This window comes from Modestobacter sp. L9-4 (assembly GCF_019112525.1).
In the GTDB taxonomy this organism is placed as follows: Bacteria; Actinomycetota; Actinomycetes; order Mycobacteriales; family Geodermatophilaceae; genus Modestobacter.
On record NZ_CP077800.1, the window covers coordinates 1,217,763 to 1,242,505 of the forward strand.

General features: G+C 73.8%; 27 protein-coding genes. 9 read left to right on the top strand and 18 right to left on the bottom strand.

All coding sequences use genetic code 11. The annotated features are described in order from the left end of the window. The first annotated feature begins 1 nt into the window (after position 1). From mce to KUM42_RS05620, 5 genes are all read left to right on the top strand, one after another. Complete coding sequence (gene mce, locus KUM42_RS05600; protein WP_237495688.1) at positions 2–436, top strand: methylmalonyl-CoA epimerase; 435 nt, start codon at positions 2–4, stop codon at positions 434–436. Positions 437–563: 127 nt separating this feature from the next. Beyond that, the gene (locus KUM42_RS05605; protein WP_237495690.1) at positions 564–1,886 is read left to right on the top strand and encodes a hypothetical protein; all 1,323 of its coding nucleotides are present in this window, start codon (positions 564–566) and stop codon (positions 1,884–1,886) included. A 387-nt stretch (positions 1,887–2,273) separates the two neighbouring features. Next, positions 2,274–4,154 (top strand): hypothetical protein, encoded by a 1,881-nt coding sequence (locus tag KUM42_RS05610; RefSeq protein ID WP_237495692.1) that lies wholly within the window; start codon positions 2,274–2,276, stop codon positions 4,152–4,154. Between the two features lie 93 nt (positions 4,155–4,247). Then, positions 4,248–5,117: a DUF4397 domain-containing protein gene (locus tag KUM42_RS05615; RefSeq protein WP_237495694.1), complete on the top strand. Its 870-nt coding sequence runs from the start codon at positions 4,248–4,250 to the stop codon at positions 5,115–5,117. Between the two features lie 47 nt (positions 5,118–5,164). Continuing rightward, positions 5,165–5,857 (top strand): class F sortase, encoded by a 693-nt coding sequence (locus tag KUM42_RS05620; protein WP_237495696.1) that lies wholly within the window; start codon positions 5,165–5,167, stop codon positions 5,855–5,857. 64 nt (positions 5,858–5,921) lie between these two features. On the opposite strand, the gene KUM42_RS05625 is transcribed toward KUM42_RS05620, so the two are convergent. Then, positions 5,922–6,230 (bottom strand): hypothetical protein, encoded by a 309-nt coding sequence (locus KUM42_RS05625; RefSeq protein ID WP_237495698.1) that lies wholly within the window; start codon positions 6,228–6,230, stop codon positions 5,922–5,924. Next, positions 6,230–6,901 carry an endonuclease NucS gene (gene nucS, locus KUM42_RS05630; RefSeq protein WP_237495700.1) on the bottom strand — a complete coding sequence of 224 codons (672 nt, stop codon included), beginning with the start codon at positions 6,899–6,901 and terminating at the stop codon, positions 6,230–6,232. The genes KUM42_RS05625 and nucS overlap by 1 nt, the downstream gene beginning before the upstream one ends. Before the next feature lie 60 nt (positions 6,902–6,961). On the opposite strand from nucS, the gene KUM42_RS05635 reads away from it, so the two are divergent. The 3 genes from KUM42_RS05635 to KUM42_RS05645 all read left to right on the top strand — a co-directional run bounded on the left by KUM42_RS05635 (position 6,962) and on the right by KUM42_RS05645 (position 9,192). Then, on the top strand, positions 6,962–7,723 hold the full coding sequence (locus KUM42_RS05635; RefSeq protein ID WP_237495702.1) for a YqjF family protein: 762 nt from the start codon (positions 6,962–6,964) through the stop codon (positions 7,721–7,723). After that, positions 7,720–8,763, top strand: coding sequence for a Gfo/Idh/MocA family oxidoreductase (locus KUM42_RS05640; RefSeq protein WP_237495704.1), 1,044 nt, complete (start codon positions 7,720–7,722; stop codon positions 8,761–8,763). Before KUM42_RS05635 ends, KUM42_RS05640 begins: the two co-directional genes overlap by 4 nt. A 117-nt stretch (positions 8,764–8,880) precedes the next feature. Next, a complete protein-coding gene (locus tag KUM42_RS05645) occupies positions 8,881–9,192 on the top strand; it encodes a hypothetical protein (RefSeq protein WP_237495706.1) in 312 nt (103 codons plus the stop codon). 63 nt (positions 9,193–9,255) lie between these two features. Here KUM42_RS05645 and murA read toward each other — a convergent pair whose 3' ends face one another. Then, positions 9,256–10,551, bottom strand: a complete 1,296-nt coding sequence (murA, locus tag KUM42_RS05650; protein ID WP_237495708.1) for a UDP-N-acetylglucosamine 1-carboxyvinyltransferase — start codon at positions 10,549–10,551, stop codon at positions 9,256–9,258. Between the two features lie 133 nt (positions 10,552–10,684). Here murA and KUM42_RS05655 point away from each other — a divergent pair, with 133 nt between their 5' ends. After that, complete coding sequence (locus KUM42_RS05655; RefSeq protein WP_237495710.1) at positions 10,685–11,293, top strand: cob(I)yrinic acid a,c-diamide adenosyltransferase; 609 nt, start codon at positions 10,685–10,687, stop codon at positions 11,291–11,293. 63 nt (positions 11,294–11,356) lie between these two features. Here the strand turns inward: KUM42_RS05655 and KUM42_RS05660 are convergent, their stop codons facing one another. From KUM42_RS05660 to KUM42_RS05730, 15 genes are all read right to left on the bottom strand, one after another. After that, positions 11,357–11,761: a DUF2550 domain-containing protein gene (locus tag KUM42_RS05660; protein WP_237495712.1), complete on the bottom strand. Its 405-nt coding sequence runs from the start codon at positions 11,759–11,761 to the stop codon at positions 11,357–11,359. Between the two features lie 52 nt (positions 11,762–11,813). Then, positions 11,814–12,203 carry a F0F1 ATP synthase subunit epsilon gene (locus KUM42_RS05665; RefSeq protein ID WP_237495714.1) on the bottom strand — a complete coding sequence of 130 codons (390 nt, stop codon included), beginning with the start codon at positions 12,201–12,203 and terminating at the stop codon, positions 11,814–11,816. A 211-nt stretch (positions 12,204–12,414) separates the two neighbouring features. Then, positions 12,415–12,666: a hypothetical protein gene (locus KUM42_RS05670; protein ID WP_237495715.1), complete on the bottom strand. Its 252-nt coding sequence runs from the start codon at positions 12,664–12,666 to the stop codon at positions 12,415–12,417. Positions 12,667–12,901: 235 nt separating this feature from the next. Beyond that, positions 12,902–14,347 (bottom strand): F0F1 ATP synthase subunit beta, encoded by a 1,446-nt coding sequence (gene atpD / locus KUM42_RS05675; protein WP_237495717.1) that lies wholly within the window; start codon positions 14,345–14,347, stop codon positions 12,902–12,904. Positions 14,348–14,467: 120 nt separating this feature from the next. Next, positions 14,468–15,427: a F0F1 ATP synthase subunit gamma gene (locus KUM42_RS05680; protein WP_237495719.1), complete on the bottom strand. Its 960-nt coding sequence runs from the start codon at positions 15,425–15,427 to the stop codon at positions 14,468–14,470. Between the two features lie 2 nt (positions 15,428–15,429). Further along, complete coding sequence (gene atpA / locus KUM42_RS05685; protein WP_237495721.1) at positions 15,430–17,067, bottom strand: F0F1 ATP synthase subunit alpha; 1,638 nt, start codon at positions 17,065–17,067, stop codon at positions 15,430–15,432. Positions 17,068–17,150: 83 nt separating this feature from the next. Further along, complete coding sequence (locus KUM42_RS05690) at positions 17,151–17,981, bottom strand: F0F1 ATP synthase subunit delta (protein WP_237495722.1); 831 nt, start codon at positions 17,979–17,981, stop codon at positions 17,151–17,153. Continuing rightward, complete coding sequence (locus KUM42_RS05695) at positions 17,981–18,568, bottom strand: F0F1 ATP synthase subunit B (RefSeq protein WP_237495724.1); 588 nt, start codon at positions 18,566–18,568, stop codon at positions 17,981–17,983. Before KUM42_RS05695 ends, KUM42_RS05690 begins: the two co-directional genes overlap by 1 nt. Before the next feature lie 46 nt (positions 18,569–18,614). Next, a complete protein-coding gene (atpE, locus tag KUM42_RS05700) occupies positions 18,615–18,854 on the bottom strand; it encodes an ATP synthase F0 subunit C (RefSeq protein WP_237495725.1) in 240 nt (79 codons plus the stop codon). A gap of 90 nt (positions 18,855–18,944) precedes the next feature. Beyond that, a complete protein-coding gene (gene atpB, locus KUM42_RS05705) occupies positions 18,945–19,763 on the bottom strand; it encodes a F0F1 ATP synthase subunit A (RefSeq protein ID WP_237495727.1) in 819 nt (272 codons plus the stop codon). Then, positions 19,760–20,089 carry a hypothetical protein gene (locus tag KUM42_RS05710; RefSeq protein WP_237495729.1) on the bottom strand — a complete coding sequence of 110 codons (330 nt, stop codon included), beginning with the start codon at positions 20,087–20,089 and terminating at the stop codon, positions 19,760–19,762. The genes atpB and KUM42_RS05710 overlap by 4 nt, the downstream gene beginning before the upstream one ends. 708 nt (positions 20,090–20,797) lie before the next feature. Continuing rightward, the gene (locus tag KUM42_RS05715; RefSeq protein WP_237495732.1) at positions 20,798–21,235 is read right to left on the bottom strand and encodes a hypothetical protein; all 438 of its coding nucleotides are present in this window, start codon (positions 21,233–21,235) and stop codon (positions 20,798–20,800) included. Then, positions 21,232–22,482 carry a glycosyltransferase family 4 protein gene (locus KUM42_RS05720; protein WP_237495735.1) on the bottom strand — a complete coding sequence of 417 codons (1,251 nt, stop codon included), beginning with the start codon at positions 22,480–22,482 and terminating at the stop codon, positions 21,232–21,234. The genes KUM42_RS05715 and KUM42_RS05720 overlap by 4 nt, the downstream gene beginning before the upstream one ends. 4 nt (positions 22,483–22,486) lie before the next feature. After that, entirely contained in the window at positions 22,487–23,794 is a 1,308-nt protein-coding gene (glyA, locus tag KUM42_RS05725; RefSeq protein WP_237495738.1) for a serine hydroxymethyltransferase, read from the bottom strand. A gap of 301 nt (positions 23,795–24,095) precedes the next feature. Then, positions 24,096–24,737 (bottom strand): L-threonylcarbamoyladenylate synthase, encoded by a 642-nt coding sequence (locus tag KUM42_RS05730; protein ID WP_237495740.1) that lies wholly within the window; start codon positions 24,735–24,737, stop codon positions 24,096–24,098. Positions 24,738–24,743 lie beyond the last annotated feature (6 nt).

Here is a 24,743-nt window from a genome sequence, read left to right on the forward strand (position 1 = left end):
GGTGACCGACTCCCCCGACGACCTGTTCACCACGATCGACCACGTCGGCATCGCGGTGCCCGACCTGGACGTCGCGATCGCCTTCTACGCGCAGACCCTCGGCGTCCACTCGGTGCACGAGGAGACCAACACCGAGCAGGGCGTCCGCGAGGCGATGCTGGCCGTCGGTGACGGCACGACCCGCATCCAGCTGCTCGCGCCGCTGACGCCGGAGTCGACGATCGCGCGGTTCATCGGCCGCTCGGGCCCGGGTCTGCAGCAGCTGGCCTTCCGGGTGGCCGACGTCGAGGCGGCGGCCGCCGTCCTGCGCGGCCGCGGGCTCCGCCTGCTCTACGACTCCCCCCGGCGGGGCACCGCCGGCAGCCGGGTCAACTTCGTCCACCCGAAGGACGCCGGGGGCGTGCTGATCGAGCTGGTGGAACCGGCCGCGCACTGACTCCTCGGCACGGACCGTGACGCCCCTGGGACGGCCAGCGACCGCCGGGGCCGGCTCCCTGGGAGTCGGCTGGGAGACCTCCGGACCACGGTGTCCCGCAGCCGCCCTCTCTGCGAGGATGACGCGCATGAGCGACCCCCGCGACGACCAGCTCGCCTTCCAGAGCGGCCCCACCTTCGACGTGGTGCGCAAGGGGTACGACCGGGACCAGGTGGCCGAGACCCTCGCCGGGCTGGACGCCGACCTGCGGGTCGCGCTGGCCGACCGCGACGCGGCCGTCTCCCGGTCGGCCGACCTGGCGCGCCAGCTGCAGGCCCTGCACGGCGAGGTCGAGGCGCTGCGTCGCCGGGCCGCCAGCGCCAGTGCACCCACGTTCGAGAACATGGGCGAGCGCATCTCCAACATGCTGCAGCTCGCCCAGGACGAGGCCGCGGAGATCCGCCGCGACGCCCAGGAGCAGGCGGCCGCGCTGCACGCCCAGGTGGCCGCCGAGGTCGACGCCGTCCGCGAGCGGGTCGCCGGCGAGGAGCGGGCGCTCGGCGAGCGGGCCGCCGCCAGCCAGGCCGAGGCCGAGCGGCTGGTCTTCGAGGCCCGCCAGCACGCCGAGCAGATCTCCGCCGTCGCCCAGGCCCGGGCCGACGACCTGGTCAACAAGGCCAAGGAGCGGGCCGCCCAGCTCGACGCCGACTCCCAGGCCCGGCGCACGAAGGTCGAGCAGGACTTCGAGATCGCCCAGCGGGCCCGTCGCACCGAGGCCGCCCGGCTGGAGGAGGAGCGCGAGCAGGCCTCCGTCTCCGCCGCCCAGCAGCGCGTCGCCGCCGCCGACGCGCACGCCGCCCGCACCGTCGCCGACGCCGACGCCTCCGCGGTCGAGATCCGCCGGATCCGGGACGACGTGACCCGGCGGCTGGCCGACGTCCGCGGGTTGCTCTCCCGGCTGCCTGACCTCGCCGACCAGCCGCAGCAGACCGCCCCGGAGCCGGCCCAGGCCCCGACCGCCGCCCAGCCGGCGGACGCCGCACCGGCGACGGCCGACGAGGCCCCCGCACAGCCGGCGGCGGCGCAGCAGCCTGCCGCGCAGGAGCTCCCGACCCAGGTGGCCGTGGCCGCGGAGCCGCCGGCCGCCGAGGCCGGGGCCGCCGCACCTGCCCCGGCGCAGTCGGGCGCGGCACAGACCCAGGCCGTCCGCGTGCCGGCGCCCTTCGCCACCTCCGCGCCGCCCGCCGAGGCACCGGCCGCGCCCCGCCAGGCCGGCCGGACGCCCACCCCCGCGCACCCCACGCAGTCGGCCGCAGCCGGCCAGGGTCCGGCCACCTCGGAGCGTGCCGCCGCGCAGGGCGCCCGACAGACCCCGCCGGTGCCCGCACGGGCCGGCGGCCGGACCCAGCCGCCGGCCGCACCGCCGGTGCCCGCGCCGACCGGCGGACCGGCAGCCCCGCAGCAGGGCTGACCGCACCGCACCCGCTCTCCACGGACCCACCGGGCACGCTGCCCGGTGGGTCCGTCGCGTTGCGTGGCGCCGCGCCGGGCAGTCCCACGTTGGGCATCCGGCGGTGGACCGGGCACCATCGCCCCAGGACGTCGGCGCCCGCACCCGTTCCCGCGGTGCCCGGCGCCGCGAGGACCCACCGAGCGACCGGAGGAGGACACCGTGGCCGAACCGGCAGACCCCGGCGCCACCGTCGGTGGCGAGGGCGGCAGCCACCGGGCGGCCGCCGTACCGGGCACCGCCCCCGGTCCGGAGCCACACGCCGTCCCCGGGTCCGCGCCGCACGGTGTCCCGGCGCGCCGGGCCCGCCGGACCCGGGGCGCGGGACCGGCTGAGCCGACCGCGCCCGTGCCACCGCCCGCGCCCGCCGCTCCACCGGTCGTCGACGGTCCGTCCTCCCCCGGTGCGCCGGTCGTCGCGCCGCGCGCCCGGCACCGGGCCGCCCGGGAGCCGTGGCCGGAGCGGGTGCGGATCGGGCTGCTCTGGCCGCTGTTCGCCGTGGTCGTCGTCGGGCTGGTCGGCGCCCGGATGCTGCGCGGCCTGCCGCTGCCCGGCGACGGCGCCCTGGCCGCACCGGCCTTCGCGGTCGCCCGGGGCACCACCGACCTCGCGCCGCTGTCCCCGGAGGGGCTGGCCGCCGTGCACACGGCGGTCTACGCCACGGTCACCCGGGCCTTCGAGCGGCACGCCGGCCTCGTCGCCGCCGAGCGCGAGCTGCTGCTGGTCGTGCTGGTGCTCAGCGCCGTCCTGCTGTGGCGGACCGCGCGCCGGCTCGGGGTCCCCGACGCCGGGTGCGCGGTCGGGGTGCTGGCCTTCGGTGCAGTGCCGGTGCTCGTGCCGCTGCACGCGGTCGCGTCCCCGGCCGCCCTCGCCGTGCCCTGGCTGCTGCTGGCGGCCTGGCTGCTCACCAGCTGGCTGCGACCGGCCGGTGAGCACGACGCCGCCACCGGCTCCCTGCTGGGCCGGGTGCCGGTGGCGGTCGGGCTGCTCGCCGCCGTCGCCGTCGTGCTGGCGGTGCTGCTGGCGCCCGACGTGCTCCTGCTGCTCGTCGCCGGGGCGGCCACTGCAGCCGCCGGGCGCGGCGACCCGGCCCGCCGGGCGGCCGCGGCCGCCGGTGGCGTGCTGCTGCTGACCGGCGGCCGGGCGCTGGTGCAGCGCTGGGCCCCCGAGGCCGCCGACCCCGCCCGCTGGGGCGCCGACCGCACCGGGGTGCTGGTCGCCAGTGGTCTGCTGCTCGCCGTCGGCGTGCTGGCCGCCGTGCTCCTCCCCCGGCTGCGCCCGCTCGCCGTCGCCCTCGCCGCGGCAGCACTGCTGTCGGTGGCGCCGCCGGCCGAGCGGGTCGCGGCGCTGCTGCTCTGCCTGCCGATCGCGGCCCTGCTGGTGGCCGCGCTCGGGACGCTGGCCGCCGCGCGCCTGGGCCGGCCGGTGCTGGCGCGCCCGCGGGCCCGGCTGGTGGTCGCGCTGGCCGGGGCGCTGGCGCTGCTCGCCGTCGGTGGGGTCGCGGCAGCGGGCCTCTCGGGCACGCCTCGTAGCGACTTCGGTGCCGCCGCCGACGCCGAGCTGGTGGGCTGGCTGGGCGAGCAGCTGCCCGAGGACGCCGTCGTCACCGCCGACCCGGGGCTCACCGCCCAGCTGGTGCACGCCGGGGCCGACCCGGACCGGGTCCTGCCCACCACCGACGTCCCGGTGCCCGCCTCGACCGCGCCCAGCGCCCCGGTCCTGCAGATCACCTCCGGCTCCGCCCCCACCGGTGGCACCCCGGTCGCCCGGTTCGGTCCCGGCGGCGACCTCGTCGTCACCGACCCGGGCGCCGTCCCCGCGACCCCCGAGCAGCTGGAGACGCGCCAGCAGCTGGGTGCGGCCCTGCTGGCCAACCCCACCAACCGGTTCCCCGCCGCCGGTGCCGAGCTGCTGACCCAGGGCCGGGTCGACCCGCGGCTGCTCACGCTCCTGGCCGGCGTCGGCGCGCAGTACGGCGTCGGGGTCGACTCGCTGCCCGCCGTCGCCGGTGAGCCGGCGGACACCCCGGTGCGGCAGGCGGTCGTCGCGACCGTCGACGACAAGGCGCTGGCCACCGACCCGGCCGCCGCCGAGCGCTTCCGCGGCTGGCTCGGTGCGCAGAAGGAGCCCTACGTCCCGGACCGCATCAGCGAGGTCCCCGGTGGGCTGCTGATCGGGTACGACCTGGTCCGGGACCCGGACGCGCTGGTCACCGCCCCCCGACGTTGATCACCCTGCGTCGACGACTCCGAACTCGGCGTGCGGGATCCCGGCCACTGCGGTACACCGGGACCAGACCGACCCCGTGATCGAAGGAGCTCCATGTCCCGGCTCACCCGAGTCCCCCTGCTCGCCCTGCTCGCTGCGGGGCTGTGCGCGCTCGGACTCCCGGCCGCCTCGGCAGCAGCTCCCGCCGCCGCGGCCGGCACCGGCCTGGTCCGGATGATGCACCTCTCGCCCGACACCCCCTCGGTCGACGCCTACATCGACTCGGTCTCCTCACCAGGCACCGGCGTGGTGCTGCCCGGGGTCAGCTACGGCGACGTCTCGCCGTACCAGACCGTCCCGGCCGGCACCTACACGGTGGCCGCGCGGGGCGCCGGGGCCGACCCGTCCAGCCCGCCGGTGCTCGCCACCACCGTCACGGTCACCGCAGGCACCGCCACCACGATCGCCGGCGTCGGCTACTTCGCCGACCTGGGCTTCGCCGTGCTGCCCGACGACCTCACGCTGCCCCCGTCGGGCCAGTCCCGCGCCCGGGTCATCAACGCCGCGGCCACCGGTTCGCCGGTCGACCTCTCGCTGGGCACGGACACGTCCCTGGCCCGCGGGCTGTCCTTCGCCGACAACACCGACTACGTCGACGTCCCCGGTGGCGCCGACACGCTGAAGGTCGCCCCCGGCAACGGCACCCCCAGCGACCTGCCGGTCGACCTGGCGGCGGGCTCGGTCTACACGGTGCTGGTGCTCGACCGCAGCAGCGGCGGGCTGTCGGTCTCCACGGAGCTGGACGCCGCCAGCCCGGGCGTCGTCCCGGTGGGTGGCGTCGAGGCCGGTGCCGGTGGCGCGGCGGACGGCGGCGTCCCGGCCGGCCCGCTGGCGCTGGCGGGCCTGGCCGTCGGGGCGCTGCTGCTGACCGCGCGCACCCGGTTCCCCCGCCGCGGGCACGAGCCGCGGCACCTCGCGGCCTGACGGCCGTGCCGGAGGGCCCGGGCCGGACGCCGGAGGCCGCAACGCGGATGCCGGAGCTGCTGGCCCGGGCGGACGACGCCGGGACGTCGGTCCCGCGGCCGGCCCGGCTCGAGGGCCGGCACCGGCGTCCACCCCGCCGCGGGGTGGTGCTGCTGCGGGTGGTGCTCGCCGTCGTGGCGGTCACCGCCGGCACGGTGGCCCTGGTCGACGGCGGCGGGCAGGACCCGGGCCCGCCGCCGGCCGCGGTGGCCGACGCCCCGCCCGCGCCGGTGCTGCTCACCCGGCCGGTCGCCGCCGCGGTCGTCGCCCCGGTGCGGGTCAGCGCCCCGGCGATCGACCTGGACACCGACCTGGTCGACATCGGCGTGGACGCCGCCGGTGCGCTCGTGCCGCCGGCGGACTACGCGCAGGCGGGCTGGTTCTCCGCCGGCCCCGCCCCCGGGGACGTGGGCCCGGCCGTGCTCGCCGGGCACGTGGACAACAAGTCGGGCCCGGCGGTGTTCTTCCGGCTGGAGGAGCTCGTCCCCGGCGACCAGGTGGTGGTCACCCGCAGCGACGGCCGTCCGGTGCCGTTCACCGTCACCGAGGTCGCCGCGTACCCGAAGACGGCGTTCCCGACCGCCCAGGTCTACGGCCCGACCGCCGGCGCCGAGCTCCGGCTGATCACCTGCGGCGGCACCTTCGACCGCAGCCGGCGCAGCTACACCGACAACGTCGTCGTCTACGCCGTCGCCGCCTGACCGGCCCTGGCGCAGGGCCCCGCTGCGAGCCTGCGAGCAGTGGGGGGGCGCCGGGGTCCTTCGTTCAGTGCCGTCGGTCGCGGGCCCGCCAGCAGGCGGTGTGCCAGTGCCGGCGCCAGTCGGCGGCGGACTCGGTGTCCCAGGGCTCGAGGTCGGAGTCGCGGGCGTAGGCCGGCCAGGTGACCACGTGCGGCGTCCCCGGGCGGATCTCCTGGTCACACCCCGGGCAGCGGTAGGTCTTGCCGCTCGCCGAGCCCGACAGCGGCCGCACCACCCAGTCGCCGTCGGTGGCCTCCTCGACCGGCGACCACGGCGTGCGGGCGGGTTCGGGGCGGGCGCGGCCCCGCCCCGAGGAACCTCCTCGGCGGCTCATCAGAAGAGGCGGGCGGAGGGGTCGTCGGTGCCCTTGAGGACGGCGTAGTCGACGGTCACGCAGTCGATGCCCCGGTCGGCGGCCAGCACCCGGGCCTGCGGCTTGATCTCCTGTGCGGCGAACACGCCCTTGACCGGGGCCAGCCGCGGGTCGCGGTTGAGCAGCTCCAGGTACCGGGTCAGCTGCTCGACGCCGTCGATCTCACCGCGGCGCTTGATCTCCACGGCCACAGTGGTGCCGGTGGCGTCGCGGCACAGCAGGTCGACCGGGCCGATGGCGGTCGGGTACTCACGGCGCACCAGCGACCAGCCCGCGCCGAAGGTCTCCACGTGCAGCGCCAGCAGGCGCTGCAGGTCGGCCTCCACGCCGTCCTTCTGCAGGCCCGGGTCGACGCCGAGCTCGTGCCGGTGGTCGTGCAGGACCTCGTCGATGGTGATGACGAGCTGCTCGCCGGCCTTGTTGGTCACCGTCCACGTGCCCGAGCCGTCGGCGAGCTCCTCCTTGAGCGAGCACGGCGGGCTCATCCAGTTCAGCGGCTTGTAGGCGCGGTCGTCGGCGTGGATGGACACCGACCCGTCGGCCTTGACCAGCAGCAGCCGGGTGGCGAGCGGGAGATGGGCGGTGAGCCGCCCGATGTAGTCCACGGAGCAGCGGGCAATGACCAGGCGCACGGACGGCGACGCTACCCGCCGGTCCCCCACCCCGCGTGCCGCTGGGGCACGCTGGGGTGCGTGACCACCGCCGAGCCGCTCAGCCCCACCGCCCCGCGGCCTGCCGGGCGGACCGTGTTCACCCAGACCTGGCAGGACCTGGCGTTCCTGCACTGGGCGGTCGACCCGGCGCTGGTCGCCCCGCTGCTGCCGGCCGGCACCACCCCCGACCTGCTCGACGGCGTGACCTACGTCGGGCTCATCCCCTTCCGCATGCACCGGATCGGCTTCCTCGGCGCACCGGGCCTGCCGTACCTCGGGTCCTTCCCGGAGACCAACGTGCGGCTGTACTCCGTCGACGCGCTCGGCCGCCGCGGCGTCGTCTTCCGGTCGCTGGAGGCCAGCCGCCTGCTGCCGGTGCTCGCCGCCCGCTGGGTGGCCCGGCTGCCCTACACCTGGGCCGGCATGGACGTCACCCGGGACGGCGACGTGGTCGGCTACACGTCCTCCCGCCGCTGGCCCGGCCCGCGGGGCGCGCACAGCCGCATCCGCGTGCAGGTCGGCGAGCGGCTGCCCGGCGGCGACCCGCTGGGGCAGTTCCTCACCGCGCGCTGGGGGCTGCACCGCCCCGGCCGGCGCGGACCGGTCTACTGGCCCAACGAGCACGCCGAGTGGCCGCTGCACCGGGCGGAGCTGCTCGAGCTGGACGAGTCGCTGCTGGCCGCGGCCGGGTTGCCCGGTGTCAGCGGCGCCCCGGACAGCGTGCTGTTCTCCGCCGGGGTCGCCGTCCGCTTCGGCCCGCCGGTGACGTGGGCCGCCGCACGTGATCGACTCGGCGCATGAGCACCCCTCCCGCGGACCCCGTCCGCTTCGGCCTGGTCGGCTACGGCTTCGGCGGCCGGTACTTCCACGCCCCGCTGATCGCCGCCGCGGCCGAGTGCACGCTGCTGGGCGTGGTCACCCGCTCCGCCGACCGGCGTGAGCTGCTGACCCGCGAGCACCCCGGTGCAGTCGCGTTCGACTCCCTGGAGCAGCTGGCCGAGGCCGGCGCGGAGGCGGTCGCCATCTCCACGCCCGCCGACACCCACAGCGAGCTGACCGACCACGCCCTGGACCTCGGCCTGGCCGTGGTCTGCGACAAGCCGTTCGCCCTCGACGCCGCGGCCGCCCTCGCCTCGGTGGAGAAGGCCGAGCGGCTCGGGCTGCCGCTCGCGCCGTACCAGAACCGGCGCTGGGACTCCGACTTCCGCACCGTGCGCGCCCTGGTCACCGACGGCGTCCTGGGCACCGTCTCCCGGTTCGAGTCCCGCTTCGAGCGGTTCACCCCCGAGCCCGGCCCGGCCCCCTCCGGTGGCGGCACGCTGCTGGACTTCGGCAGCCACCTCGTGGACCAGGCCCTGGTGCTGCTCGGCCCGGTCGCCACCGTCTACGCGCAGTGGCGGGTGCGCGACAGCGGCCTGGACGACGACGTGCTGGTGGCACTGACCCACACCTCCGGCGCCCGGTCGCTGCTGGCCGGCAGCTGGAGCGAGGGCGCACCGGGCTGGCGGTTCCGGGTGACCGGCACGACCGGCAGCTACGTCGTCGACGGCCCCATGGACGGCCAGGAGGACGCACTGGTCGCAGGTGAGAGCCCGAGCACGCTGGGCGACGCGTGGGGTGCCGAGCCCGAGGCCCGCTGGGGCCGGCTCCGCAGCGGGGACACCAGCGTCGTGGTGCCCACCCTGCCCGGCGCCTGGGACACCTTCTACCCGGCCTTCGCCGCCGCCGTCCGCGGGCAGGGGCTGGTGCCGGTCGACGCCCGGGACGCCGTCGCGACCGCAACCGTGCTCGACGCCGCCCGGCGCAGCGCCAGCGAGGACGTCGTCGTCCGCCTGTCCTGAGGTGGAGTGGATCCGCCGGCTTCACGCCGACGGATCCACTCCGCCACAGCGGGCGCACGGGAGTGGCACACTCGGCCGGAGAGCGCAGCCGTCGGCTGCTCGAGGGTGGAGGACAGCGTGCCGATCGACGCCGGGAGCCTGCACTTCGCCGTCGGACCCGGCATCGCGCTGCTGGCGCTGGGCATCATCGCGCTGTTCACGCGCTGGGCGTTCGGCTCCGGTGCCGCCAAGCCCGTGCGTGCCGAGGAGCTGCTGACGCCGGTGGCGACGCTGAGCCGCCGGGAGTCCGCCCTGGCGCTGCGCGCGGTGCTGTCCGACGCCGGCATCCGGTCCACCATCCGGCAGCCGGCCGCGCACCGCGCCGACGTCCTCGTCTTCCCCGAGGACCTCGCCCGCGCCCGCGCGCTGGCGCTCTCCTTCGGCGCCTGAAGGACCCCGCGCCCCCCGGACCTCGTCCCGTTCGGACCGGGCCCCTGCGCGGGGGCCGAGGGGTCAGCTGGGGCGCTGGGTGCGCTCGATCTGCACGCCGACACCGCGCAGCTGCTCGAGGAAGTCGGGGTAGCCGCGGTCGACGTGGTGCACGTCCTGGACCTCGGTGACGCCGTCGGTGAGCAGGCCGGCCAGCACCAGACCGGCGCCGGCGCGGATGTCGGTGGCCAGCACCGGGGCGCTGGAGAGGCGCTCGCGGCCGCGGACGACGGCGTGGTGGCCGTCGATGCGCACGTCGGCGCCGAGCCGGACCAGCTCGTTGACGAACATGAACCGGCCCTCGAACACGTTCTCGGTGATCAGCGCCGTGCCGGTGGACACCGAGGCCAGCGCCACCGCCAGCGGCTGCAGGTCGGTCGGGAAGCCCGGGTAGGGCAGCGTCACGACGTCGACCCCGCGGGGCCGCTCGTCCATCGCGACCCGGACGCCGTCGGCCTGCGGCTCCACGGTCGCCCCGGCGGTGACCAGCTTGTCCAGCGCCACGGTCAGGTGCTCGGCGACGGCGCGCTCGATGACCAGGTCGCCGCGGGTCATCACCGCACCGATCGCCCAGGTGCCGGCCACGATCCGGTCCGGCACGGTCGTGTAGGCGACCGGGTGCAGCCCCTCGACGCCCTCGACGGTGATGGTCGAGGTGCCGGCGCCCTCGATCCGGGCGCCCATCGCGGTGAGCATCCGGCACAGGTCGACGATCTCGGGCTCACGGGCGGCGTTGTCGACGACCGTCGTGCCCTCGGCCAGCACGGCGGCCATGACGAGGTTCTCGGTCGCCCCCACGGAGGGGAAGTCCAGCCAGATCGAGGTGCCGACCAGCCGGGGCGCGGTGGCGATGAGGAAGCCGTGCTCGTTGACGACGGTGGCGCCCAGGCGCTCCAGGCCCGCCACGTGCATGTCCAGCCCGCGGGAGCCGATGGCGTCACCGCCGGGCAGCGCGACCTTGGCGGTGCCCAGCCGGGCCACCAGCGGGCCCAGCACGCTGATCGAGGCGCGCATCCGCCGCACGAGGTCGTAGTCGGTCTCGCTGGAGGGCTGCTCCGGGACGTCGATGAGCACCCGCCCACCGCCGCTGGGGCTGCCGCCGGGCTCGAGCGGGTACCGCTCGAAGCTCACGCCGCAGCCCAGCCGGCGCAGCACTTCGCTCATGATCGACACGTCGAGGATGTCGGGCACCTCGTCCAGCGTCGTCCGTCCCGGGGCCAGCAGCGCCGCGGCCATCAGCTTCAGCGCGCTGTTCTTGGCCCCGGTGACCCGGACCCGACCGCGCAGGGACGCCCCACCGGTCACCTCGAAACACTCCACCCCGCCAGCCTACGGGGGCCCTGCTGCAGGGTCCCGCCGCGAGGCGGAGGGCCCCGTCCTCCTCGTCCCTCGCAGGCTCGGGAGCCTCGGGACAGGGCCGGGGGCCGCGGGGTCCGCTCACTACGCTGGCGCCATGACCGTCCGGCTGACCCGCATCTACACCCGCACCGGTGACGCCGGCCAGACGCACCTGGGCGACATGAGCCGGGTGACCAAGACCGACCCACGGCTGGTGGCCTACGCCGACGTCGACGAGACCAACAGCTCGCTGGGCGTCGCCATCGCGCTGGGCAGCCCCACCCCCGAGGTCGTCGAGCTGCTGCGCAGCGTCCAGAACGACCTGTTCGACGTGGGCGCCGACCTGTCCACGCCGGTCCAGCCCGCGCCCGACCGACCGCCGCTGCGGATCACCGCGGCCTACACCGAGCGGCTGGAGGCGGCCTGCGACACCGCCAACGAGCAGCTGCCCGCGCTGACGTCGTTCGTGCTGCCCGGGGGCACCCCGCTCGCCGCACTGCTGCACGCCTCCCGCACGGTGGCCCGGCGGGCCGAGCGCAGCGTGTGGGCACTGCTGGCCGTCGACGCGGAGCGCACCAACGAGGAGACGGCGCGCTACCTCAACCGGCTCTCGGACCTGCTCTTCATCCTGGCCCGCTCCGCCAACCCCGACGGCGACGTCCTGTGGGAGCCCGGCGCGCACAGCGGCGTCCACGCCCAGCGGGCCGCCAAGCGCCAGGCCTGACCCGGCCCTGGTGCAGGGGCCCGCGCTGAGCCTGCCGAGCGTGGGGGGCGGCAGGGTCCCCCGTCAGCGGTCGACGGGCGGGGCCGACTCGATCCAGGACAGGAAGCCGGTCACGGTCGAGGCGTCCATCGCCAGCTCCTGCGGCCCGAGCCCGGTCTGACAGGTGAGGATGACCGTCTCGTGCGGCAGGGACAGGTCGGTGGCGGTCGGCCGCCGCCGGGCGTCGACGTGGAACTTCGACCGGCACAGCCGCCGGTTGGGCCGCACGGACAGCGAGAGCGCCCGGTACCAGAGCAGGTCGTTGCCGGAGTACCAGGCGACGCCCACCGCCCAGCGCGGCGCACCGGGCGCACGCAGCCACATGGTGACCGCGCCCAGGCCGGACAGCAGGAAGTGCCGCCGCAACAGGAAGGCGGCGACGAGTGCGACCACCAGCACCACGAGGACGACCAGGACGGCGGTGGTCACCGGGGCCGGCTGTCGGGCGCTGCGGAGGCGGTGGCGGTCGGGCGGGTGCGGCTCAGGCGTCCTGGCCGGCCGCGCGCAGCCGGGACTCGGCGCGCCGGGCGGCGGCGAGCGCCTCCGGGTCGTCGCCGGCGGCCTCCGCGCGGCGGAGGGCCTCACGGGCCCGCTCCACGTCGATGTCGCCGGAGAGCTCGGCGGTCTCGGCGAGGATCGACACCCCGCGCTCGGTGACGGAGAGGAAGCCACCGTGGGCGGCCACGACGAGGTCGTCGCCGGACTCGGAACGGATCGTGACGACGCCACCGGGAGCGAGCTCACCGAGCAGCGGGGCGTGGCCGGGCAGGACGCCGAGCTCACCCTCGGTCGTACGGGCGATCACCATGCTGGCCTCACCCGACCAGATCATCTTCTCGACGGCCACGAGCTCGACCTGCAGGGTCGCCACGTCTCTCCTCCGGGTCCACCGGCCGGCCCGTCAGGGCGGCGGTGCGGGTCGCCGGTCCGGACGGAGGCGGCGACGGGTCTGGTGTCCAGTCTAGCGGCGTGTCGCGGGTCGCTGTGCCACAGCCCGCCGAGGGGACCGACGGACGCCCCGAGCAGGCTGAGGCAGCCGGTGGGGCGGGCTGCTGGACGTGGGGCTGCTGCGGGCCCGTCGCTCAGCTGCTGCTGCGGCGGTACAGCACGGTCCAGCGGCCGACGCGCAGCTGCGGGTGCCAGACCACCGAGGCAGGCGCCCACTCGTCGGTGTCGAAGGAGGCACGCTCGACCTGCACCGGCGCGTAGGGAGGCCAGCTCCACTCGAGCGCGTCGGCCGGCAGTGCGCCGTCGGGCACCCGGTCCAGCACCGCGCCGCCCGTCGTCCTGGTGTGGCTGCGCCGCAGCACCGCTGCGACTCCCGACCTCTGCACGTGTCCTGCTCCTGGTACCGGCGTCCGCGACTCGGACGCGCTCACCCCATCATCGACCGCTGGACCCGATCGCTTGAACGCCGCGTCCCCCGGCCACCCGATCGGATGGCGCTCCCCCACCCTCCGCGGCCGGGACAGGAGCAGCCGGTGACCGTCCTGCCCCGCACACGGCGACGGCCGGGCCCACGGATGGACCCGGCCGTCGTCTGCACCCGTCCGCCAGGGACGGGGTGGATCAGCTCTTCTTGAGCTTGTCGTAGTTGCGCTCGAGGTCCTCGAGGCCACCACACATGAAGAACGCCTGCTCCGGCACGTGGTCGTACTCGCCGGCCGCGACGGCCTTGAAGGCCTGCAGCGTCTCGCTCAGCGGCACGTAGGAACCCGGCTGACCGGTGAACGCCTCGGCCACGAACATGTTCTGCGAGAGGAAGCGCTCGATGCGCCGGGCACGGTTGACCGTGACCTTGTCCTCCTCGCCGAGCTCGTCGATGCCGAGGATGGCGATGATGTCCTGCAGCTCCTGGTAGCGCTGCAGGATCCGCTGCACCTCGCGAGCGGTGTCGTAGTGCTCCTGCCCGACGTACTGGGCATCGAGGATCCGGCTGGTGGAGTCCAGCGGGTCGACGGCCGGGTAGATGCCCTTCTCCGAGATCGGCCGGGAGAGCACCGTCGTCGCGTCGAGGTGGGCGAACGTCGTGTGCGGTGCGGGGTCGGTGATGTCGTCCGCGGGCACGTAGATGGCCTGCAGCGAGGTGATGGACCGGCCTCGGGTCGAGGTGATCCGCTCCTGCAGCTCGCCCATCTCGTCGGCCAGGGTCGGCTGGTAGCCCACCGCGGAGGGCATGCGGCCCAGCAGCGTGGAGACCTCGGAACCGGCCTGCGTGAAGCGGAAGATGTTGTCGATGAACAGCAGGACGTCCTGCTGGATCTCGTCGCGGAAGTACTCCGCCATCGTCAGCGCCGACAGGGCCACGCGCAGACGCGTGCCCGGCGGCTCGTCCATCTGGCCGAAGACCAGGGCGGTCGAGTTGATGACGCCGGACTCGGTCATCTCGGTGATGAGGTCGTTGCCCTCACGGGTGCGCTCGCCGACACCGGCGAACACCGACACACCACCGAACTCCTGGGCGACGCGACGGATCATCTCCTGGATGAGGACCGTCTTGCCGACGCCGGCGCCGCCGAAGAGGCCGATCTTCCCGCCCTTGACGTAGGGGGTCAGCAGGTCGATGACCTTGATGCCGGTCTCGAGCAGCTCGGTACGACCCTCGAGCTGGTCGAACTTCGGCGCGTGGCGGTGGATGGTCCAGTGCGGGGCGTCCTCGCCGTACCCGGGGGTGTCCAGGCACTCGCCGAGCGCGTTGAACACGTGACCGGTGACGGCCTCGCCGACGGGGACCGAGATGGCCGAGCCGGTGTCGCGGACCTCGGCACCACGGACCAGGCCGTCGGTGGGGGCCATCGAGATGGTGCGGACCACGTTGTCACCCAGGTGCTGGGCGACCTCGAGGGTCAGGGTCTTGCCCAGGTCGGCCAGGGTCACGTCGACCTTCAGCGCGTTGAACAGGTCGGGCATCGCGTCGCGGGGGAACTCGACGTCGACGACCGGCCCGGTGACCCGGACGACCCGGCCGGCGCCGGTGGTCCCCTGGGTGCTCGGACGATCCTCGGTGACGGTCATCTGTGCTGCTCTCCTGCCCTCGGGCTGTGTGGGTCCCGCTGTCGATCTGCGTCTTGGAGTGTCCCCGGTCGCGGCGGTGGATGCCGCCGCGACCGGGATCGTGCTCAGGCGTTCAGGTGCTCAGTTGTCCGAGCCCGCGGTCACCAGCGCGTCGGCGCCGCCGACGATCTCGCTGATCTCCTGGGTGATCTCCGCCTGGCGCGCCTGGTTGGCCTGCCGGGCGAGGTTCTTCGCCAGTTCCTCGGCGTTGTCCGAGGCCGACTTCATCGCCCGGCGGCGCGACGCCGACTCCGAGGCCGCGGCCTCGAGCAGTGCCGCGTAGATCCGGGTGGTGATGTACTTCGGCAGCAGCGCGTCCAGCAGCGCCTCCGCCGACGGCTCGAACTCGTACGACGTCGGGACGTCGCTGCTCCGCTCGACCGCAGGTGCGTCGTCGCGGAACTCGTCGACCTCCTCGACCACCAGTGGCGCCATCCGCTTGGCCACGGGGACCTGGGACAGCAGCGAGCGGAACTCGGTGTAGACGATGTGCAGCTCGTCGACGCCCTCGATGCCGTCGGCGCCGACACCCGTCTCGTCGTCGTCCTCACCGGCGGTGAAGGCGTCGATGAGGACGCGGCCGACCTCCTGGGCGTCCTCGTACCGAGGCTGCTCGGAGAAGCCGGTCCACGAGTCGACGGTCGCGCGGTCACGGAACCGGTAGTACGTCTCGCCCTTGCGGCCGACGACGTAGAGGACCGGCTCCTTGCCCTCGTTGCGCAGCAGGCCGAGGAGCTCCTCGGTGCGACGCAGGACGTTGACGTTGTACGAGCCGGCGAACCCGCGGTCGGAGGTGATCACCAGGACCGCCACCCGCCGGGCGCCGGAACGCTCGGTGAGCAGCGGGTGGTCCAGGCTGGCCGACCCGGCCAGGGCCGAGAGCACCCGGGTGATCTCCCGGGCGTAGGGCTTGGAGGCCTCCACCCGGGCCTGGGCGCGCACGATGCGGGCACCGGCGATCAGCTCCTGAGCCGAGAAGATCTTCTTCGTCGACTGCGTGGAGCGGATGCGGCGCCGCAGCGCGCGGAGGGAACCGGCCATGGTCAGCGGCCTCGCTTGACCTGGACGGTCTCCTGGCCACGCTCACCGGCGGCCATGGCCTCGACCTCGGGCTCGTGGCCCTTGAGCCGCTCGCCCTCGGAGGTGGTGAACCGGCCGTAGAAGGTCTCGACGGCCCGCTCCAGGCTGCTCACCGTGTCGGCGGACAGCTGCTTGGAGTTGCGGATGTCGTCGAAGATCGTGTTGTCGCCCCGGGAGATGAACTCCTGGAACTCCGACTCGAAGCGGCGCACGTCGGGGATCGGCACCAGGTCCAGCTTGCCGGTCGTGCCCAGCCACAGCGAGACGACCTCGCGCTCGACCGGGAACGGCGAGTACTGACCCTGCTTGAGCAGCTCGACGAGCCGCTGACCGCGGTCCAGGGTGGCCCGGCTGGAGGCGTCCAGGTCCGAGGAGAACGAGGCGAAGGCCTCGAGCTCGCGGTACTGGGCCAGGTCCAGCCGCAGACGGCCGGCGACGGACTTCATCGCCTTGATCTGGGCGGAGCCACCGACGCGGGACACCGAGACGCCGACGTTGATGGCCGGGCGGACACCGGAGTTGAACAGACCCGTCTCGAGGAAGATCTGGCCGTCGGTGATCGAGATGACGTTGGTCGGGATGTACGCCGACACGTCGTTGCCCTTGGTCTCGATGAGCGGGAGACCCGTCATCGAGCCCGCGCCCAGCTCGTCGGACAGCTTCGCGCAGCGCTCCAGCAGGCGGGAGTGCAGGTAGAAGACGTCGCCGGGGTAGGCCTCACGGCCCGGCGGACGACGGAGCAGCAGCGACACGGCGCGGTAGGCCTCGGCCTGCTTGGACAGGTCGTCGAACACGATCAGGACGTGCTTGCCCTCGTACATCCAGTGCTGGCCGATGGCCGAGCCGGTGTAGGGGGCGATGTACTTGAAGCCGGCCGGCTCGGAGGCCGGGGCGGCGACGATGGTCGTGTACTCCATCGCGCCCGCGTCCTCCAGCGCCGCACGCGTGGCGGCAATGGTGGAGCCCTTCTGGCCCACGGCGACGTAGATGCAGCGCACCTGCTGCGACGGGTCCCCGGTCGCCCAGGCCTGCTTCTGGTTGATGATCGTGTCCAGCGCGATGGCCGACTTGCCCGTCTGCCGGTCGCCGATGATCAGCTGACGCTGGCCACGGCCGATCGGGGTCATGGCGTCGATGGCCTTGATGCCGGTCTGCATCGGCTCGTGCACCGACTGGCGCTGCACCACCGAGGGCGCCTGCAGCTCCAGGGCGCGACGGCCGGTGGTGGCGATCGGGCCGGCACCGTCGATCGGGTTGCCGAGCGGGTCGACGACCCGGCCCAGGTAACCGTCGCCGACGGCCACGGAGAGGACCTCGCCGGTCCGGCGGACCGTCTGGCCCTCCTCGATGCCGGCGAAGTCGCCCAGGATCACGACGCCGACCTCGCGCACGTCGAGGTTCAGCGCCAGACCGCGGACGCCGCCCTCGAACTCGAGGAGCTCGTTGGTCATGACCGAGGGCAGGCCCTCGACCCGGGCGATGCCGTCGCCGGCCTCGGTGACGACCCCGACCTCTTCCCGGGAGACGTCCGGGGTGTAGTCGGAGACGTAGTTCTGGATCGCACTGCGGATCTCGTCCGCGGAGATCGTCAGCTCGGCCATGGCTTCGCGTCCTCTTCTGCTGGTGTCTGTGGTGGTGCGATGGAGCGCGCGGTCGGCGGTGCCGTCCCGCGTGGGGCGGTCGGTCAGCCGGCCAGGCGGCGACCGGCTTCGTCCAGGCGGTGCGCGATGCTGCCGTCGATGACCTCGTCGTCGACGCGGATCACCAGACCGCCGAGCACGTCGGGGTCGACCTGGACCTGCAGGCCCATCGTCCTCCCGTACAGCCGGCCGAGGGTCTCGGTCAGCCGCTGCTCCTGAGCAGCCGTCAGCGGGACCGCGCTGACCACGTGGGCGACCGACTGGCCACGCCGGCGGGCCGCCGCCGTGGACAACCGCTCGACCTCGTTCTCCGCGTTGTGCACGTGCGAGCTGGTCAGGGAGTTCCGGACGAGCCGCTCGGTGACCGGGCTGACCTTGCCGGTCAGCAGCCGGTCGAGCAGGGCGGTCTTGCCCTCGCGCGGCGCCGACCGGTTGCCCAGGATCCGGGCGAGGTCGTCGTCGCCGGCCACGATGCGGGAGAACCGGAACAGCTCGTCCTCCACGCTGTCGAGCTCCCCGCGGGCGTCGGCGGCGTCGAGCGCCGCCTCGATCGCGAGGGTCTCGGTGGCCTCGACGAGGTCCAGCGGCCGCGACCAGCGCTGCCGCGCGACCGTCTCGACCACGGCGAGGGTGTCGGCGCCGACCTGGGCCGACAGCAGACGACGGGCCAGGCCCGCCCGGTCCTCCGGACGCACGGAGGCGTCCGACAGGGCCCGGCGGAGCGAGGGCTGGGCGTCGAGCACGTGCGCCACGGCGTAGAGCTCGTCGGCCAGCTTCAGCAGGGCCTCACCGCGGGTGCGGCTCTGCGCCCCCGCGGTGTGCTGCTGCAGGCTGGCGCGCGACTCCTCCATCGCGGCCCGGCTGGAGGCGTGCATCAGCGGGCGTCCTGGGGGACGAACGCCGTGCTGCCACCGCGACCGTCGGCGGAGCCGGCGGTCGCCGACATGCCGTCGAGCTGGTCGAGGAACCGGTCGACGGTGCCACTGCGACGGGCGTCGTCGGCGAGGGACTCACCGACGACACGGCCGGCCAGGTCGACGGCGAGCGTGCCGATCTGACCGCGCAGCTCGTTGAGGACCTGCTGACGGGACGCGGTGAGCTGCTCCTCGCCGCGGGCCACGATGCGGGCCGACTCGGCCTGCGCCTGGGCGCGGAGCTCCTCGATGATCTGCTGGCCCTCGGCCCGGGCGTCGTCGCGGATCTTCGCGGCCTCGGCCTGCGCCTCGGCCAGCTGCGCCCGGTAGTGCTCCAGGGCGGCCTTGGCCTCGGCCTGCATGGCCTCGGCACGCTCGATGCCGCCCTCGATCGCCTCACGGCGGGCCACGAACGTCTTCTCCATCTGCGGGAAGACGAACTTGACCAGCACGATCGCGAGGATCGCGAACGTGATGGTGCCGACGATGATCTCGCTCAGCGGCGGGAGCAGCGGGTTGTGGGCCTCTTCGGCAGCCAGGATGTTCATGCTCTGCACGTCCCTACGTCAGTGAAACGGTCCGGGGTGCGGTGGATCAGCCGGGCTGCCCGGCACCGAAGATGAAGGGCACGACCAGACCGATCAGCGCGAGCGCCTCGGAGAGGGCAGCACCGAGGAAGGCATAGGTGCGGGTCAGACCGGCGGACTCGGGCTGACGCGCGGTCGCCTGGATGTAGGCGGCCCAGACGACACCGACACCGATGCCGGGGCCGATGGCGGCGAGGCCGTAGCCGACCGAGCCGATGCTGCCGTAGATCTCAGCGAGAACGTCCATCGTGCGGTGTTCCTCCTGTGTCGGTCACCCGGTCGTCCGGGTGGCTGGCGGGGTCGTGCGGGTGGTGCGGCTGTGGGGTGGTGCGGTGGATCAGTGTGCAGGCTCGACGGCACCGTTGAGGTACGTGGCCATCAGGACGGTGAAGACGTAGGCCTGCAGCACGATCACCAGCAGCTCGAAGAACGTCATGACCAGAGCCATGGCGAACGAGAACGGCGCGAAGATGATCGAGAAGTTGCCGACGGTCAGCAGGTACGCGGTGCCGAGGGAGAACACCGCCAGCAGCATGTGGCCGGCGAACATGTTGGCGAAGAGCCGGACGGCCAGGGTGAACGGCCGAATCACGAAGACCTGCAGCAGCTCGATCGGCGTGACCAGGATCAGCGCGGCCTTCGGCACGCCCGGCGGGATGGCGGCGTCCTTGAAGTACTTGGCCGCCCCCTGCTCGCGGATGCCGATGTAGTTGTAGAGCACCCAGCACATGATCGCGAGGACCAGCGGGATCGCGAACTTGGAGTTCGGCGAGATCTGCGCCAACGGGATGATGCTCATCGCGTTGTTGGCGAGGATGAAGAAGAAGAGCGAGGCGAGGAACGGGGCGAACGGCAGGCCCTTGGGGCCGATGACGTCGCGCGCGATCCCATCGCGGACCAGCGAGTAGCCGCTCTCGGCGAGCCACTGCATCTTGCCGGGCACGATCGTCGGCCGACGGACCGCTGCGACCAGCAGCGCACCGATGACCAGCGTGGCGATCCACATGATCAGCGTGATGCGGGTGATCTCGAAGTCGACGCCGAGCAGTGAGAACGACGCGATCGGCTCGGGGTAGAACTCGTTGATGCTGGGGGGTTCGAACCCCTCGCCGTTGGCGGCGAGCACATCGCTGAGCGCGAGGGCGCTGGAGGTCACCGGTGTCCCTTCTGCGTCCTGGGCTGACTCCGTCGGCCACCCGAGGTGTTGAATCCTGTCCCCCGACCGGCCGTCGGCACGGGCGGGGCGTACTTCATGACGATGATGTAGATCGAGACACCCAGACCCAGCAGCAACCCGACCAGGACGAGGAACCGCGTTCCGAGCCAGTGGTCGAGCGCGAGCCCGACACCACCCCAGACGATGATCCCCGACAACATCGTGCCGGTGATCCCCCAGCCGACATCAGCCCCGCTGGGCTGGTGATCGTCCGGTGTTCCAGGTCGCGGTCGGGCTCCCACGCGGGCGGGGGTGTCCTCAGCCATCGCCCGGGACACTATCAGCCGCTTGTCGTGCGGTTTTCCGGGTCACCCATCAGAGGCGAGACGGATGGACGTACGCGTGATGCGCCGCTCAGCCTCAAGAGCCCCATCAATGAGAACGGTTGCAAGCAGTGACATCTTGACAGCAAGCAGTAAGGAAGAGTGAGGTAGACCACTCAGCCAGCAACCTGAGGAGTCATCATGCGCCGTTCCGCAGCATCCCTCACCACAGTCGCCCTTACAGGGGCACTCATTGCAGGTGGAGCCATCCTGACCACGTCAGTGGCGCAGGCCGGCTGCACGTCCGTCAGGGTGACTCCGACCTACTCCAGCTCAGGCAGCGCCAGCGGCTACCGCATCCAGGGCTACAACCAGTGCAGTACCGCCGGGGTCTATCGGGCCGACATCGCGTGGGCAGCCGACACGTCTTGCGCGTCCATCAACCCCTTCAGCAGTTACACCTGGTATGTCGGTCTCGGTCGTGGGGACGTGCGAGGCCTCGTCGCGTGCTAGCGCACCGGTAAGGCAAAGGCTGGTCTAACTCGGGTTGGGCAGCTCAACCAATAGGGCTGCCCAACTCGCCAGCCAGCTAAGAACCTCGCCCACCCGCCGTGGGAAGTTGCGGGGCGGCGCTGGCCTCCTAGCCGCCACGAGCTAGCCGAGTGCTCAGCAACGGTGCAAGTCAACCTGAAACCACGAGGGCCCGGCGGCTCAACGAGGAGGCGGAGAAGCTGGCGGCGTGACGTAATACAGCTGACGGGTCCACACCCAACGACTCTGCACGACGCTCCAGAAGAGCGCTCCAGCTATGACGGTCCAACCGAGGACACGCAGGTCGAGCCAGCCATCGTCGGGGAGCGATTCGAACACTGCACCGATGACGGCCACCTTGATGACAAAGGTGCCCAGGGCAGCAGGCAGGGTGAAGGCATCACCCACGCGGCCCGCCCAGGCGATCACCGCGCCGGACAGGCAGAAGAACAGCGCGACCACCGCGGCTCCGAGCAGCACGCTCACCGCGGCCGCCCACCCGATGACCAGACCCACGACCACGGCGGCGAGCCCGGCGGCCGGCAGACTGGCCAGCAGCCCGGCGCGCAGGAAGGACAGGCTCCACGGGGTGACGCCCCGCTCCGGGTTCGTGCTCATCGAGGCACCGTAGCCGTCGGTGAGGGGCCGGCGGGCGGGAAGCCCACGGGGCCCGGGCCCTCGCCTCGCACGCCGCGGCTGGCCGGGTGGTCCGCGCGGCTGCGCTCCTTCTGCGCGGCGACCTCGGCCTGACGGGCGGCGATCGCGTCGCGCCGGGCCCGCGGGCTCAGCACGACGACCACGCCGACCACCAGCAGCGCCCCGATCACGACGAGCACCTCGACGGTGCCCCCGGTGATCGACAGGGCGACGGCGCCGAAGCTGAGCAGGGCGGCCCAGAAGTAGATGATCAGGACGGCCCGGCGGTGCGAGTGCCCGATCGACTGCAGCCGGTGGTGCAGGTGCATCTTGTCCGGCCGGAACGGCGACTGGCCGCGCCTGGTGCGCCGCACGACGGCCATCACCAGGTCCACGAAGGGGATGAAGAGCACCGCCACCGGCACCAGCAGCGGCAGCATCAGCGGCAGCAGGCCCGCCGCCGAGCTCAGCGTCTGGGAGTCGGTCTGCCCGGTCGCCGACACGGCCGCGGCCGAGAGCATCAGCCCGACCAGCATCGACCCCGAGTCGCCCATGAAGATCCGGGCCGGGTTGAAGTTGTGCGGCAGGAAGCCCAGGCACGCCCCGGCCAGCACGGCGGTGATCAGCGCGGGGGCGCTGGCCACGTCGTCGTAGCCGACCAGACCGAGGTGGTAGCTGTAGGCGAAGAACGCCAGGGCCGCGATCGCCGAGACCCCGGCGGCCAGCCCGTCGAGCCCGTCGATGAAGTTCAGCGCGTTGACCGTCAGCACCGTCAGCGCGATGGTCGCCGGCACGCCGACGTCCGGCCCGAGCGACAGCGTCCCGATGTCGGCCACCGGCAGGAACAGGTAGGCCAGCTGCACGCCCAGCAGCACCATGACCCCGGCGGAGGCGATCTGCCCGGTCAGCTTGGTCAGCGCGTCCAGCTCGAAGCGGTCGTCGAGGATGCCGAGCAGGCAGATCAGCCCGCCGGCGACCAGGACGGCGATCGTCTGGGTGCTGAACTCGAAGCTGCGCTGCAGCGAGGGCAGCTGGGCGGCGACCAGCACCCCGGCGGCGACGCCGAGGTACATGGCCACTCCCCCACCGCGCGGGGTCGGGATCACGTGCACGTCGCGGTCGCGCACCGCCGCCATCACCCGGAACCGGACCGCCGCCACCCGCACCACCGGGGTGGCCAGGAAGGTGACCAGGGCGGCGACCAGGAGGACGACGGCGTACTCGCGCATCGGCTCAGACGGTCCGGGCGGGCTCGGGGTACGCGGGGTGGGCGCTGACCAGCTTCTCGACGCCCGCGGCGACCTCGGCGGTGCGGGAGCCGTCGGCGTCCCGGATCGCCGTGCCGATGAGGGAGGCGATCTCGGCCATGTCGGCCTCGACCATCCCCTGCGTGGTGACCGAGGGGCTGCCGACCCGGATGCCGGAGGCGATCGAGGCCGGCTGCGGGTCGAAGGGGATCGCGTTCTTGTTCAGCACGATGCCGGCAGCGTCGCAGCGGGCCTCGGCGACCTTGCCGGTGACCAGCTCGCCGGCGGTGTCGGTGACCTCGCGCAGGTCCAGCAGCGCCAGGTGGGTGTCGGTGCCCCCGGCGACCGGACGCAGTCCCTCGGCGGCCAGCCCGGCGGTGAGCGCCTGGGCGTTGGCGACGACCTGGCGGGTGTAGGCCTGGTACTCCGGCTGCAGGCACTCCTTCAGGTTCACCGCCTTGGCGGCGATCGCGTGCATGAGCGGTCCGCCCTGCATCATCGGGAACGCCGACTTGTCGATGGCCTTGGCGTGCTCGGCCTTGCAGACGATCGCCCCGCCGCGCGGGCCCCGCAGCACCTTGTGCGTGGTGAAGGTGACGACGTCGGCATAGGGCACCGGCGAGGGGATCGCCTTGCCGGCGACCAGGCCGATGAAGTGCGCCGCGTCGACCATGAAGATCGCGCCGACCTCGTCGGCGATCTCGCGGAAGGCGGCGAAGTCGATCAGCCGCGGGATCGCCGAACCGCCGGCGATGATCAGCTTCGGCCGGTGCTCGCGGGCCAGGTCGCGCACCTGGTCGTAGTCGATGTGCTCCGTCTTCGGGTCGACCCCGTACTGGACGGCGTTGAACCACTTGCCCGAGAACGAGACCTTGGTGCCGTGGGTCAGGTGGCCGCCGTGCGGCAGCGCCATGCCCAGGATGGTGTCGCCCGGCTGCAGGAAGGCGCCGTAGGCGGCCAGGTTCGCGCTCGCACCGGAGTGCGGCTGCAGGTTGGCGTGCTCGGCGCCGAAGAGCTCCTTGGCGCGCTCGATGCCCAGGGTCTCGGCCCGGTCGACGACCTCGCAGCCGCCGTAGTAGCGGCGTCCCGGGTAGCCCTCGGCGTACTTGTTCGACAGCGTGCTCCCCAGCGCGGCGAGGACCGCCGGGCTGGTGAAGTTCTCGCTGGCGATCAGCTGCAGGCCGCTGCGGAGGCGGTCCAGCTCGTCGACGACGACGCTGGAGATCTCCGGGTCGAAGGCGGCCAGCGCGTCGAAGTCAGGACCCCAGTAGGGGGTGGTGGCCGGGGTGCTCATCGCGGGTGCACTCCTGCTGCTCGGTGCCGGTGCCCGCGTGCACCTGGGGAGAGGGGCGCGCGGCTGTCGCACCACGGTATCGCTCTGCCCTCACGATCCTCCGGACCGCACCGCGGCCAGGTGCCGTCCCCACCGACGCCGGGCCGCCCGGTCCGAGGACGACGGGACCCTCCCGGCCCGCGCCGCGCTCCCCGCTCGTCCTCCGGACGACGCCGTGGTCACGTCCGGAGGACGCACGTCGCGGTGCTCCCGTGGTGCGTCCCGGCCCGCTGCAGAGCCCGCCGCGAGCGAGGAGGCCCGCTCAGTCGGTGATCTCGGGGACGACCTCGCGGAGGCTGTCGAGGTCGACGGCGCCCAGGCGCAGGACCCGCGGGACCGGTGCGGTGCAGTCGACGATGGTGCTGGCCGCCGAGTTGGTGCGCGGGCCGCCGTCGAGGACCACCGCGGCCCGCTCCCCCAGCTGGTAGACCGCCTCGGCGGCGGTCGTCGCGGCCGGGCGGCCCGACCGGTTGGCGCTGGAGACCGCGAGCGGGCCGGTGCGCCGCAGCAGGTCGCGGGTGATGTCGTCGGCGGGCAGCCGGACGGCGACCGTGCCCTCGGAGTCGCCGAGGTCCCAGGCGAGCGTCGGGGCGTGCTCCACGACCAGGGTCAGACCGCCGGGCCAGAACGCCTCGGCCAGCTTCGTGGCCACCGCGGGGACGTTCGCCACCAGCCCGGCCAGCGTCGAGGACTCGCCGATGAGGACCGGCACGGGCATGTTGCGGCCACGGTTCTTCGCCGCCAGCAGCTTGCCCACCGCGGCGGGGGTGAACGCGTCGGCCGCCACCCCGTAGACGGTGTCGGTCGGGGTGAGCACCAGGTCGCCGCGGGACAGCGCGAGGGCGGCGGCGGTCAGCCCCGTCTCGCGCTGGTCGGGGTCGCTGCAGTCGTAGAGGTCGGCCACGGCTCG